The organism is Sporosarcina highlanderae (assembly GCF_030433715.1).
Taxonomy (GTDB): domain Bacteria; phylum Bacillota; class Bacilli; order Bacillales_A; family Planococcaceae; genus Sporosarcina; species Sporosarcina highlanderae.
On sequence record NZ_JAROCC010000019.1, the window covers coordinates 13,624 to 26,382 of the forward strand.

The following is a 12,759-nucleotide window of genomic DNA, read 5'->3' on the forward strand; positions in this document are numbered from 1 at the left end:
GAGAGGGTCTTTATTATTATTCGCCTTTAAACATTTTATAATTAAAGTATTGAAAAGCCATATTAAAAAGGCTACTATTGTATAGTAGAAGTTTGTCGAAATAGAGACAAATGCCAGGACTGAGCAAATCGACGTTTGACCCGATTTATATCGGACCCGGCACATAATAAATTTAAAGGTGGTTTCGATTTTCGTGAAAAGACCGACAATCTTAGTATTAGGTGCGGGTTATGGTGGCTTATCCACTGTTGTCAACTTGCAGAAATCCATTGGCGCTGACGATGCTGATATCGTACTCATCAACAAGAATGATTACCACTATGAGTCCACTTGGTTACATGAAGCAGCTGCAGGAACACTTACTCCTGAACAAGTTCGTTATGACATTAAAGATGTCATCAATCCAGGGAAAGTAAAATTCATTAAAGCTGAAGTTCAAGCAATCGATATTGAAGGTAAAAACGTCACGACTAATGTTGGTAAGCACACGTATGACTATCTTGTAATTGCTTTAGGTTTCGAAGGTGAAACATTCGGCATTACTGGTTTGGACAAATATGCATTGTCTATCGCTAACGTAGATGCTGCTCGTCATATCCGTGATCACATCGAATATCAATTCGCAAATTGGTCACTTGATGAAGTAAAAGACGATAGCAGATTGACAATTGTTGTTGGTGGCGCAGGTTTCACTGGAATCGAATTCCTTGGTGAACTTGGAAACCGAGTACCGGAATTATGTAAAGAATACGATGTTCCGGCTGAAAAAGTACGCGTTATCTGTGTAGAAGCTGCCCCTATGGTATTGCCAGGCTTCGACCCTGAGCTTGTAGATTATGCTGTTAGACAATTGAAAGCAAAAGGCATCGAATTCTCAATTGGTACACCAGTAGTTGAGGCAACTCCTGAAGGTGTTAAGATTAAAAAAGGCGAAGATGAATTCGAATTCATCAAAGCCGGTACTGTTGTTTGGGCGGCTGGTGTTCGAGGCAACCGTCTAATTGAACAAACTGGAATTGAAAACATGCGTGCGCGTGTTAAAGTGGATAAAGATCTACGTGCTCCTGGACATAAAGATGTGTTCATCGTAGGTGACTGTGCATTGATGATCAATGAAGAAGTCAACCGTCCATATCCACCAACTGCACAAATTGCTATGCAACAAGGTGATATGTGTGCGAATAACATCATCGCATTGATGAAAGGTCAACCGACTGCTGAATTTGTACCTGATATTAAAGGTAGCATCGCTTCTTTAGGTGATGACGATGCAATCGGTGTTGCTTTCGGCAAGAAGCTATTTGGTAAGAAAGCTTCATTCATGAAGAAAGTGGTTGATAACCGTTCACTCTTCTTGATTGGCGGCGTTGGACTAACACTTAAAAAAGGTAAATTCAATTTATTGAAATAATTAATAACAATATTCAACTGTAGACACCTGCCATTCTTGGCGGGTGTTTTTTCTAAGGAAGCGATTTTCGACAATTCGTTGAAGTGGTCTAATTTCATTGAAAGCTTGTAGCCATTCATGTAAAATGATTATTGGAAAACGGAGGTAGACATTTTGGGAACAATTTCACTAACGCATGTCGTTCTATCTGTAATTATATTCATGGTCATGTTTTTCGGAATCGGCTTTTTATTGAACATGCTACTCCGTATGACTTGGTTAATGGCTATTATTTATCCAATCGTGGTAATTCTTATTATCGATGAAGTAGGGTTCTTCGAGTATTTTACGAAACCAGGCGATGCATTCGGACAATTAGGCGATAAAATCGTCTCCTTGCATGCTGCAGATATTATTATCCTCACAAGCGGACTCGTGGGAGCTATCATTTCCGGATTCGTTATGAAACTATTAAGAAAACAAGGCTATCAGATGTTTTAAAGAAGGATTAAAAAGAAGGTACTCCCAAATGGAGCACCTTCTTTTTTTCATTAAATGATGAATGAATAAGTGATGACCGCAATAAGAATCCCTGTCATTGCTCCCGCAAAGACTTCACTTGGCTTATGTCCTAAAAGCGTTTTCAGTTCCAAAATCTTCTGCTGTCCGTCCTTTTGTTGCCATCCTTTTACTTCTGTGACGAACGTCTGGAAGTCCACTCGCATTTGATTGATGATCAAGGCTTGTTGTCCCGCTTGATAACGGATGCCTGTCGCATCGAACATAACGATGACTGCAAAAATGGCGGAGACTGCAAATAATGGAGAACCAAGCCCAACTTCATATGCAATTGCCGTAGTCAGTGCAGAAACAGCAGCTGAATGGGAGCTTGGCATCCCGCCTGTCGACGTCATCAATTTCCAATCCATTTTCTTCGTCAAAAGATAATGAATAGGAATCTTCACGAACTGAGCGAAAAATATCGCAAATAATGCCGCAAGGAGCGGAGTGTTTTGCAATAGGGCCATGAAATCCACTCCTTTTCTAAAAAATGAAAATGTGTTTTTAGTATACCATAACAAGCGATTTGGATAATAGATAATACGGGATTCGAATTATTATTTTTGGTTAACCAGCTCGATAGTATATAATAGAGGATGTATGAAAACAGGGAGGTAGTCAAATGAAAGCATCATTTTTTGAACCTGAATTTACTAATCTGAAAAGTGAAGTGTTAGTCGTAGGGGTTACTGAACATCCTGAAAATGTCGATGGGTGGGATAACTTCGCAAGTTCTTTCAGCCCACGTCTAATCGAATGGATCAAGTCAGGAGATATCCAGTCTGATTTCAAGAAAATCGTGAAAATGCCAGCACTCAATGAGGGTACATATGAACGCGCATATTTCATCGGCCTTGGAAATGCTAAAAAGTTGACTGAAGATCGTCTGCGCCAAGTTTTCGCTGCTTTAGGCAAAGAGCTGAAAGCTTCAAAGGTATCTTCCGTATCCATTTGGACAGCGCCTTTTACAAATGAAGAACTTACATGCGAAGATGTAGTTTTTGCAGCGGGCGAAGGTATCGGAATGGGTTCCTATAAATTCGAAGGATTCCGGACGGATTCAAATGAACGGGATGTTGCGCTCGAGTCGGTAACATTCTTATCTAACTTCGACGAGGAAGAATTGAAAGCGGCGTTCGAGGTGGGAAGCGTCTACTCGCATGCAGTGAATGAAGCTCGTACTCTTGTCAATATGCCTCCTAATATGCTGACGGCAACAAAAATGGCTGAATATGCAAAGGAGCTTGCAGAGAAATACGATTTTGAAATTGAAGTGTTAGGGAAAAAAGAGATGGAAGAGTTAGGAATGGGTGCCATCCTTGCAGTCAATAAAGGTTCCGTTGAAGAGCCACGTCTTATTGTACTGAAATACGCTGGCACGGATCAGTGGGAAGATGTTGTCGGCCTGGTAGGAAAGGGTGTCACGTACGATACAGGCGGCTATTCGCTAAAGCCACGCGAAGGTATGGTTGGCATGAAAGGTGACATGGGTGGCGCAGCTGCAGTGTTAGGTGCAATGAATATCATTGGGGAACTGCGTCCAGCTAAAAATGTCATTGCCGTTATTGGTGCGACTGATAATATGGTTTCAGGTGAGGCATTCAAGCCAGATGATGTTATTACATCTCTAAGCGGGAAAACGATTGAAGTATTGAATACAGATGCCGAAGGAAGACTCGTACTTGCTGATGCAGTGACGTACGCTAAACAATCCGGGGCAAACTACCTGATTGACGTAGCAACGCTTACGGGCGGTGTTATTGTCGCTTTAGGGAATGATAAGACAGGTGCTTTGACGAATAACGAGGAATTCTTTGAAGAGTTCATGCAAGCATCTATGGAAACGGGAGAATTCGTTTGGAGACTTCCATTAACTGAGAATGATAAAAAACGAATTCGCAAGAGCGATGTTGCAGACCTCAATAATTCACCAGGCCGTGATGGTCATATGATCTTCGGTGGAGGATTTGTTGGCGAGTTTGCTGAAGATACACCTTGGATCCACCTTGATATCGCGGGAACTTCCGATGCATCGGCTGCACATGATCTTGGTCCAAAAGGTGCAACAGGTGTAATGGTTCGTACACTTGCGACTGTAGTAGAAAGAATGGCAAATACCGAAGCTTTAGCTGAATAATGGGCGTTCATCCCTCATCACTTTGCCCGTCTTGAATAGGATAAGTGAGAAAGGGGGAAGAACATGTCACGGCATTCGCGAGGGTTTGGAAGACATGGTGGTTTTGGTGGAGGTTTTGGTAATCAGGGATTTGGTTTTGGATTCGGTGGACCATTTTTAGGAGGGTTAGTTGGCAGCTTCCTAGGAAATGCGGTTTTCCCGGGATATGGATATAACCAACCGTATGGCTATCCATATGGCGGATACTATCCTTATGGATACGGATATGGTTATCCACCATATTACGGCTATCCTCCATACGGCTTCCCATATTATTGAGAAACACCCTGCAATCCTTGTTAGGACTGCAGGGTGTTTTGTATTTTAATCCTTAAGTCGTCGCAGATTTTCCTTCTTTGCTTCTTCAACCGCCTCTCTCAAATCGTTATCAACGGTTTCATCAGTAGGTTTGACTCCTGACAGATAAGCAGCACGTCCCATTAAATGACCACCAACCGGTGAAGTGATAAATAAGAAAAGAATCCCTAAAAGAAGCTGGATACTGAAATGGCCTTCTTTCAGCCAAAAGTGCAAGAAAACACCAAGCAATATACTAAGAACTCCAAGCGTGGCACTTTTTGAAGCCGCGTGTGCCCGAGTATACACGTCAGGCAAACGGAGAATGCCGATCATCGTAACGATTGTGAAGATGATACCGACTATAATAGTAGTGACGATGAGAATATTAGCGATTACGATCATGTTCGATGATTTCTCCTTTCTCAATGAACTTGGAGAATGATACCGTACCGATAAATGACATGACTGCAATCAGCAAAATGACATCGATAAAAAAAGTTGTTTCAAATAGAATTGAAAGTAACGCAATTGCCGAAATGAGCATGACACCTATCCCGTCAAGTGCGATAAGTCGATCAGGAATCGAAGGTCCACGGAATACTCGGTACATGATGCCAATCATCGATAAGACAACGAGGATTAGACAGATCCATATGAAAGTCATCATGCTCGGCTCACCTCCATAATTGCTTTTTCAAATGAATTTTTAATCGAATCGATTGCTTCATCGACATCTTCTACGTCAATCGCGTGGATATAAAGTGTGCGCTGATCATCTGAGACGTGAAGCACAATTGTTCCCGGCGTCAATGTGATCAAGCTTGATAATAACGTTATTTCCCACTCCTGCTCCAATTCAGTAGGCATTGCAAAAATCATTGGCCGGAGTTCCAATTTCGGACGAAGCACAAGCATAAGCACCGAAATATTTGATAGCGTAAGTTCCTTGATGAAAAGGAGAGTCAACTTAATAGCTGCCCATACCCGCCATATATAAAGCCTCGAATTGAAAAAACGCCTTGTTATGAAAAGCAAAAGCAACCCAATCAAATACCCAATGATAAACGTACTCGCGGTCAATGAGGAGTTCATGAACATCCAAACGACGGCGATGAAAAAATTCAATAAAATTTGAAATGCCAATGAGCTCACTCTCCTAAAACCGCATCAATATAGATGGATGGGTCTAATAATACGTTTGTAGCGTCTGTCATGTATGGAATCAGCCATTCGGTACCAATTCCGTATAAGATTGATAGAACGACCAGCACGATTGCAGGAAACATTAATTGTGCATAAGACTTCCGCTCGATCTTTGGAAGCGCCACAGGTTCTCCCCAAAACGCATAAATGAAAATCCTCATGACAGATAGCAATACAACAAGGCTGGATGCAAGAATGATGATACTTCCCCAAACATTACCTGCCTGGAATGCCCCTTGAGCAATGAGTAATTTACCGACGAAACCGCTCAATGGTGGAATGCCCGCTAACCCAAACGCCGCAATCAAGTAAAACCAACCTAACGGTGCATGGGTTTTCATCAACCCACCCATTTTTCGCAAATTGGATGTTCCTGTTACGTAAATGATGATTCCGATCAAAAGGAACAAAGCCCCTTTAATAAGCATGTCATGAATCAGATAGAAAATTGCGCCTGAAATTCCTGCTTCATTCATTTGTGCAGCACCGAATAGAATGACTCCTACAGCAATGACAATATTGTAAATAATTATCTGTTTCAAGTCGAAATAGGCGAGAGCCCCGATGCAACCGGCGATAATTGTCAGGATGGATAAAACCATTAGAATTTCATGGGTAAATCCTGTGTCATGAATGAAGAACAATGTGTACGTCCGCATAATTGCATATATGCCGACTTTCGTAAGCAATGCACCGAATAAGGCAAGAACTGGAATAGGGGGTGCCGCGTAAGAACCTGGCAGCCAGAAGTAAAGTGGAAAAATCGATCCCTTTATTCCAAAGACGATAAGCAATAGAACTGCAATGACAGTTATAATGCCCGGTTGCCCAATCTCAGTGATTTTCACCGATATATCGGCCATGTTCAATGTGCCAACAACTGAGTATAGATAAGCGACCGTAATGACAAATAATGCAGAAGATACAATGTTAACAAGTATGTACTTAATGGATTCGCGTAATTGCTTCTTCTCGCCACCAAGGACGATCAATAGGTAAGAAGCGATGAGCAGTACCTCGAAAAAGACAAACATGTTGAAAATATCCCCTGTTGTAAAAGCACCGTTCACACCCGTCACCATGAAAAGGATTGCGGGATAGTAGAAGAAGCGTTCCCGTTCCTTTCCGATTGATGTGAAGCTATAGATGATGACAAATAATGTGATTAATAGTGTCGTTGTCACAAGCAGCGCAGAAAGCATATCTGATACCATCGAAATGCCAAACGGGGCTGGCCAGCTACCAAGTGTAACGACTTGTACACCTTCTGCCTTTATTGTTATCAGTAGATAAAACGAAGCAATAAGACCAAGCGTGACGCCAATCACTGATAGGACCCGCTGCATAACTACGTTCTCTTTAAAAAACAATAAAAGAATCGCGAAAAGGAAAGGAATTATGATCGGGAATAGTAGTAGATTAATCATGTTCGTCATTTCCTTTCATTTGATTCATATCATCAGTTTTATGGACCGCATAAGCACGGTAAGCCATAACAAGCATGAAGGCTGTAACTCCAAAACTGATGACGATTGCCGTCAAGATGAGCGCTTGTGGCAGCGGATCGGCAAAGTCCGTTACACCTTCAGCTAAGACCGGTGGGGAGGCCCCGCCGAGACCACCCATCGTAAGGATGAGAAGGTGAGCGCCGTGGCTTAATAATCCTGTGCCGATTACAATTTTTATAAGGCTCCTTGATAGGATCAAATAGACAGCAGCAGTAAACAGAATTCCGATTAAAATTGCCATTAACAACTCCATTACGAATCTCCTCCAATCGACTGGATGATTGTAATAGCCGATCCGACTACAACAAGGAAGACTCCAGCGTCGAACACCATCGCTGTATGCAGTGATGTTTCACCGAATAAAGGAAGGGTGAAATAATCAAAAGCGTGTGTGAAAAACGGGACATTGAAAAATATAGCGCCCGCTGCGGTTCCAAGTGCTAAAAGCAAGCCGATTCCAGTCATTATCGTGAAATTAAAAGGCAATGCTTTTTGTACCGTCTTCAAATCGAATGCAAGCAATAGAAGGACGATTGCCCCTGTCGTCAGCAAACCACCGACAAAGCCGCCTCCTGGAGTGTAATGACCTGCAAAAAAGATATGAATGGAAAACAGGAAGATGATGAAAAACACCACTTTAGTTGTCGTCTGTAAAATGACATCATTTGTTTTCATCCGGATTCTCCTTTCTTGCAAGTCGTAGTTTAATCATGCCTAAGACGCCAATCCCCGCAATTGCCAAAACAGCAATTTCAAATAATGTATCAAATCCACGATAATCCACTAAGATGACGTTGACGATATTGCCCCCGCCAGCTTCAGTCGCAACAGTATCCTTATAGTATTGTGATATTGATGCAACAAGCTTTTGTGAATGGGAAGACAAGGCGACCAATGTCACAGTGACACCAATTCCAAGTGCAATGATGGCGTTCACTAATTTATTGCTTTTCTTCTCGCCATGGTCGGAAAGCTTCGGCAAATGCTGAAACGCAAGAAGGAACAATGCAACCGATACTGTTTCTATGACCAATTGTGTAAGCGCTAAATCAGGCGCTTTGAAAATGACGAAGAAGAGAGCAACTGAATAGCCTACAGCCCCAAGCGAAATAATCGCGCCGAGTCTTGTCTTGGAAAGTAAAACGAAAGCGACTGCAAGCAAAAGGATAATGGCGTTGATTACCCCATATGCACTGACCTTTGAAAAACTGTCCATGTCAACGACAAATGCATCTTGGATAAAGAGAACGGCTATCGTTGTAACGGAAATGAACGCGAAAATATAGAGCAAATACGTACGGATGAGGCCTGTCATATAGATTCGGGACAGTCGATTCATTCCTTTTTCGCTGAAGTTCATTGTTGAATCATAGAATGAATTCAAGGATAAGTATTCAGGCTGGACATCGTAAACCTTTTGCCATTTCGATAAAGACAAATACAGAAGTCCACCGATAATAATTATTCCAACCGTCATCCATAACTCGGGCGAAGCGAAACCATGCCAAGCGGAAACGTGGACCGCGATTTCAGACGGATGCCCATATTGATAAGGCTGAATTGCCATGACAGCTGGCTTTACAAGCCATTTCCCAACAACGTTCGGAATGAAGAAAATCACTACGACAAGTGTAGCAAGGATAACTGGAGAGATAAGCATCCCAGCCGGTGCTTCATGAGGCTGAAGCGGAAGCGGTGCGTCATTCCTCTTACCAGCGAATGTCTTAAATACAAAGTAGAAACTATAAATAAAAGTGAATACACTTGCAACCCATGCGATAACCGGGAAAATCACTCCCCAAGTCGCAAAATTGAAGAGTTCAAAATGGCGGATCGCAAGCATGGATTGTAGGAACATTTCCTTACTTAGGAACCCGTTGAATGGTGGAAGGCCTGCCATTGACATCGAGCCGATGAAGGCGACAGTAAAGCTGACTGGCATAATGCTCATCAACCCACCAAGTTTCCGGATATCCCTTGTCCCTGTTTCATGATCTACAATACCTGCAATCATGAACAAGCTGCCTTTAAATGTTGCATGGTTGATTAAATGGAAGATTGCAGCAAACATCGCAAAGGAAAATATTGCTTCATTCGCGTGGAATGTTATTGCCCCCGCACCTAAAAGTGACATGATCAACCCTAACTGACTAACGGTTGAGAAAGCTAAGATCGCTTTCAAATCCGTTTGCTTTACCGCGAACAGTGAACCCCAGAACAACGTAAGTAATCCAATGCCTGTCACAAGCCATATCCAAACTTCGGAAGCAGCGAAAATAGGCGTGAAACGCGCTACAAGATAGAGTCCCGCTTTTACCATCGTTGCCGAGTGCAAATAGGCACTGACTGGTGTTGGCGCTTCCATTGCGTCCGGAAGCCAGATGTAGAACGGAAACTGTGCGGATTTCGTGAATGCTCCAAGTAAAATGAGGACAAGGGCTAGAATGAAGAACTCATGACCTACAAATGTGGAGGAGCCTGCAATAAGTTCACGAATGGAGAACGTTCCCCCCATAATGCCAAGGAGGATGAATCCCCCAAGCATCATCAGCCCACCGAAAACAGTTATCATCATCGATTTCAAAGCGCCGAAACGTGAACGATCAAGAGTAAACCAATAACCGATGAGTAGGAATGATGAGATTGATGTTAACTCCCAAAATAGGTAGAGGGAAATAACATTATCCGATTGAACAACACCTAACATCGCGCTCATGAATAGTAGGAGATAAACGTAAAAATTACCTAACTTCTCTTTGTTTTTATCAAGATAAAAGATGGAGTAGAGAACGACTAATGCGCCAATTCCAGTAATGAGCAATGAAAACAGCAAGCTAAGCCCATCGATATAAGAAACAAAAGAAATGCCGAGCGAAGGGATCCATTGCAGCTCTGAAACTGCATGTCCACCATCCATTGTTGTTCTGATAAACGACATATAGTAAGCGAATAAAAGAACAGGTACAAGAAGTACGAACCAACCAGTATGTATGCCTCTTATCCTTTTATAAAGAGTGGGGATAAAAAAGGCCGCCAAGATTGGCAGGAAAATCAATAATACGAATTCCAAGTAAATCCTCCTTCCGATAAAAGAATCATTATTCTACACATTGGTTAAGAGTATAACGTAAAATCGGACGGAATGCATAGGTAACAAACTGGTTTATTTGCGAATTATGTTTCACTTCCTATATTATAGGGAATGATAAAATATTTATATTCGGGGTGCCAAATGAGGAATCCTTACCTATTTGGATATTTGCCATTTTTGACGATTACTCTGTTCAGTTTAACATTCGGTGTTTTTCTCGTAGGTACATCTATTGAGTTCTTTGGTGAAATCGGACTGTATGCTGGAATGCGGGAGTTTTTGACGGACTCACAGCTGAATCTTTTTCTTCTTGTCCTTTACACGCTTGCATTTTTCATGATGTTTTCGGCGTTGAAGCTGATAGCGGAGACAATTCATGAAACAGCGATGCTGTTTTTTTCGAAGGATGCAGGGGGGGAATCGTATAGTGAAGCGAAAAGCGGGAATGTTATTTATTTCTTTGGAGCGCTCACTTCTGTGGCAGGCATTCAATCTATTAAGTTACTCATAGCTATTTTTTTACTGACGACGCTTGTTTATTTTATATATGCGGTTTTTAAACTTAGTAAGTTCATGACACTCGGAAGTACGTTAGGTTTATTATCTTTTGAGATACTTGTTTGGGGCGTTCTGTTGACCGGCATCATTTATATTCTTATAAAATTATATAATGGCGTACTTGCTAGCTTACCGATTGCATAGAAAAAGACTAGTCTCGTTGGAAACTAGTCTTTCATTAATTCATTAAAAGCTTTTAAATGGATTTTTTGATTGCTTAGCCGTTGGATGGAAGCCGGTTTGTCGTGTCCTATCCACACGGCTGTTGTGTAATTGTCGTTCATGCCTGCAACCCATAGATCCTTGTAGTGGTCGGTTGTGCCCGTTTTGGCGCCAGTGTAGCTAGTTGTGTTGGTGATGCCTTGACCCGTTCCGTTTAAAACGACATCCATCATTAACTTACGGATGGTGGAAACGGTGGAAGGTGACCATACTTTCACTGCTTTATCCTCCCATGAATAAAGTATGTTTCCATCACGATCCACTACTCTTCTAATGGCATGTGGTTTTTCGAACGTTCCATCAATGAAACTTGTATAGGCAGATGCAAGTTCAAGTGGAGTCACACCTCTTTGAAAGCCGCCAAGGGCTGCAGGATACGTATGGTCGGTCTTGTTTACATTGTTGAATTCAAATGGCTTTAGAAAGGCGAAGGCATTGTCAATTCCAACGGTACCGAAAACCCTTACTGCGGCCGTGTTATGACTGTAACGGAATGCTTCCTTCACTGTGGTCATTCCATATGTGAAACCGCCGATGTTTTTAGGACAGTAGGAAGCGATGCAAAGATTACTGCTGTCAATCAGTGTGCTTTCATCATATGGACCGCTTTCGAAAAAGGGCGCGTAAACAAGGAGCGGTTTAATAGCAGAGCCTGGTTGCCGTACTGCTTGGTATGCACGGTTGAAATCGGCCTTCTTGTAATCTCTGCCTCCGTAGATACTTACAATTTCCCTTGTCTTGTTTTCGATGACAACAGCCCCAGCTTGTACACCACTCCCAGCAAGAAGGGAAGAGATTGAAGTTTCATCTTGCTTTTGTTTTTGTGGGTACAGGGCCGTTTCAATTCGCACACCTTTCGCAAGAATTTCGGCTGTCCGTTCTGAATGACCGACCAACTCCTCAAGTTCCGAAAGTACCAAGGAGCTATACATTGTAAATTCATTCGCTTTTTCCTTCAAATTTAGCGTAATGGTCTCTTTCTTCCATAATTCCGCTTCTTTCTCAGTGATTGTGCCGCTTTTTGCTATCAGTGTTAAAAGAAGCTCTTGCCTATTTTTTGTTCGATCAAAGTACTTCAGCGGATCGTATCGTGAAGGATTGTTCGGAATCGCTGCGATGAAAGCCATCTCCGCAGGACTCAACTTATCAAGGGGACGATTAAAGTAATAAGTGGCGGCTGCCCCGATTCCATATACCTTATTGCCAAAGTACATTTCGTTTAAATACATTTCGAGAATTTCATCTTTCGTAGACTGATTTTCCAACTCCGCGGCATAAAGTAATTCCTTGAATTTACGTTCATACGTTTTTTCGGTCGTGAGGAATCGGAGTCTGACAAGCTGCTGCGTAATCGTCGAACCACCTTGCTGCAAATCATCCTTGGCCGTATTAACCGCAAATGCCCTTACAATTGCCGCCACATCATAGCCTCGATGTTCGAAGAAGCCTTTATCTTCACTCTCCAAAAACAAATCAATTAAAAAAACGGGAACTTTATTCAATGGAAGTGGATCCCTCCATTCAACATACTCTTCTGCAAAGACCCTGCCGTTTCGATCTACTATTGATATTGGTAGTGTCAATAAAGGTTCGGTAAGTTTAATCGATTCTTCCGCTTGAGCTTTCAAATGTCGTGTTTTGTCCCATTCTTTCGCAATGGCTTGCTGAATCCCTAACAGCAGGGGAACAAGGATAATTATGAATAAAAAGCCAGTGAATTGTTTCAAAAAGGTTCCCCCCTCTAAAAAAA

The 12,759-nt window shown here is 42.1% G+C and carries 14 protein-coding genes; 5 read left to right on the forward strand and 9 right to left on the reverse strand.

The window, feature by feature from the left end; translation table 11 throughout:
- Positions 1 to 193 precede the first annotated feature (193 nt).
- Together P5G49_RS16545 and P5G49_RS16550 are read left to right on the forward strand one after the other, a co-directional pair.
- Positions 194 to 1,411, forward strand: coding sequence for an NAD(P)/FAD-dependent oxidoreductase (locus P5G49_RS16545; RefSeq protein WP_301245613.1), 1,218 nt, complete (start codon positions 194 to 196; stop codon positions 1,409 to 1,411).
- A gap of 150 nt (positions 1,412 to 1,561) precedes the next feature.
- A complete protein-coding gene (locus tag P5G49_RS16550) occupies positions 1,562 to 1,891 on the forward strand; it encodes a YuiB family protein (protein ID WP_301245670.1) in 330 nt (109 codons plus the stop codon).
- A 50-nt stretch (positions 1,892 to 1,941) separates the two neighbouring features.
- Here P5G49_RS16550 and P5G49_RS16555 read toward each other — a convergent pair whose 3' ends face one another.
- Positions 1,942 to 2,418 (reverse strand): divergent PAP2 family protein, encoded by a 477-nt coding sequence (locus tag P5G49_RS16555; RefSeq protein ID WP_301245615.1) that lies wholly within the window; start codon positions 2,416 to 2,418, stop codon positions 1,942 to 1,944.
- 155 nt (positions 2,419 to 2,573) lie between these two features.
- Between P5G49_RS16555 and P5G49_RS16560 the strand changes: the two genes are divergently transcribed.
- A complete protein-coding gene (locus P5G49_RS16560) occupies positions 2,574 to 4,088 on the forward strand; it encodes a leucyl aminopeptidase (protein WP_301245617.1) in 1,515 nt (504 codons plus the stop codon).
- A 63-nt stretch (positions 4,089 to 4,151) separates the two neighbouring features.
- Positions 4,152 to 4,406 carry a hypothetical protein gene (locus P5G49_RS16565; protein ID WP_301245618.1) on the forward strand — a complete coding sequence of 85 codons (255 nt, stop codon included), beginning with the start codon at positions 4,152 to 4,154 and terminating at the stop codon, positions 4,404 to 4,406.
- Between the two features lie 45 nt (positions 4,407 to 4,451).
- On the opposite strand, the gene mnhG is transcribed toward P5G49_RS16565, so the two are convergent.
- From mnhG to P5G49_RS16600, 7 genes are read right to left on the reverse strand one after another with little or no spacing between them, the layout of a single operon-like run.
- Complete coding sequence (mnhG, locus tag P5G49_RS16570) at positions 4,452 to 4,829, reverse strand: monovalent cation/H(+) antiporter subunit G (protein ID WP_301245620.1); 378 nt, start codon at positions 4,827 to 4,829, stop codon at positions 4,452 to 4,454.
- A complete protein-coding gene (locus tag P5G49_RS16575) occupies positions 4,813 to 5,094 on the reverse strand; it encodes a Na(+)/H(+) antiporter subunit F1 (protein ID WP_301245622.1) in 282 nt (93 codons plus the stop codon). Before P5G49_RS16575 ends, mnhG begins: the two co-directional genes overlap by 17 nt.
- The gene (locus P5G49_RS16580; protein WP_301245624.1) at positions 5,091 to 5,570 is read right to left on the reverse strand and encodes a Na+/H+ antiporter subunit E; all 480 of its coding nucleotides are present in this window, start codon (positions 5,568 to 5,570) and stop codon (positions 5,091 to 5,093) included. The genes P5G49_RS16575 and P5G49_RS16580 overlap by 4 nt, the downstream gene beginning before the upstream one ends.
- A 5-nt stretch (positions 5,571 to 5,575) precedes the next feature.
- Complete coding sequence (locus tag P5G49_RS16585) at positions 5,576 to 7,057, reverse strand: Na+/H+ antiporter subunit D (RefSeq protein ID WP_301245626.1); 1,482 nt, start codon at positions 7,055 to 7,057, stop codon at positions 5,576 to 5,578.
- Positions 7,050 to 7,391, reverse strand: a complete 342-nt coding sequence (locus P5G49_RS16590; RefSeq protein WP_301245628.1) for a Na(+)/H(+) antiporter subunit C — start codon at positions 7,389 to 7,391, stop codon at positions 7,050 to 7,052. The genes P5G49_RS16585 and P5G49_RS16590 overlap by 8 nt, the downstream gene beginning before the upstream one ends.
- Positions 7,391 to 7,813 carry a Na(+)/H(+) antiporter subunit B gene (locus P5G49_RS16595; RefSeq protein ID WP_283734456.1) on the reverse strand — a complete coding sequence of 141 codons (423 nt, stop codon included), beginning with the start codon at positions 7,811 to 7,813 and terminating at the stop codon, positions 7,391 to 7,393. Before P5G49_RS16595 ends, P5G49_RS16590 begins: the two co-directional genes overlap by 1 nt.
- Positions 7,800 to 10,208: a Na+/H+ antiporter subunit A gene (locus tag P5G49_RS16600; RefSeq protein ID WP_301245630.1), complete on the reverse strand. Its 2,409-nt coding sequence runs from the start codon at positions 10,206 to 10,208 to the stop codon at positions 7,800 to 7,802. The genes P5G49_RS16595 and P5G49_RS16600 overlap by 14 nt, the downstream gene beginning before the upstream one ends.
- 162 nt (positions 10,209 to 10,370) lie before the next feature.
- Here P5G49_RS16600 and P5G49_RS16605 point away from each other — a divergent pair, with 162 nt between their 5' ends.
- Positions 10,371 to 10,931, forward strand: coding sequence for a DUF5366 family protein (locus P5G49_RS16605; RefSeq protein WP_301245631.1), 561 nt, complete (start codon positions 10,371 to 10,373; stop codon positions 10,929 to 10,931).
- 23 nt (positions 10,932 to 10,954) lie between these two features.
- On the opposite strand, the gene P5G49_RS16610 is transcribed toward P5G49_RS16605, so the two are convergent.
- The gene (locus P5G49_RS16610) at positions 10,955 to 12,736 is read right to left on the reverse strand and encodes a transglycosylase domain-containing protein (RefSeq protein ID WP_301245632.1); all 1,782 of its coding nucleotides are present in this window, start codon (positions 12,734 to 12,736) and stop codon (positions 10,955 to 10,957) included.
- Positions 12,737 to 12,759: the final 23 nt, after the last annotated feature.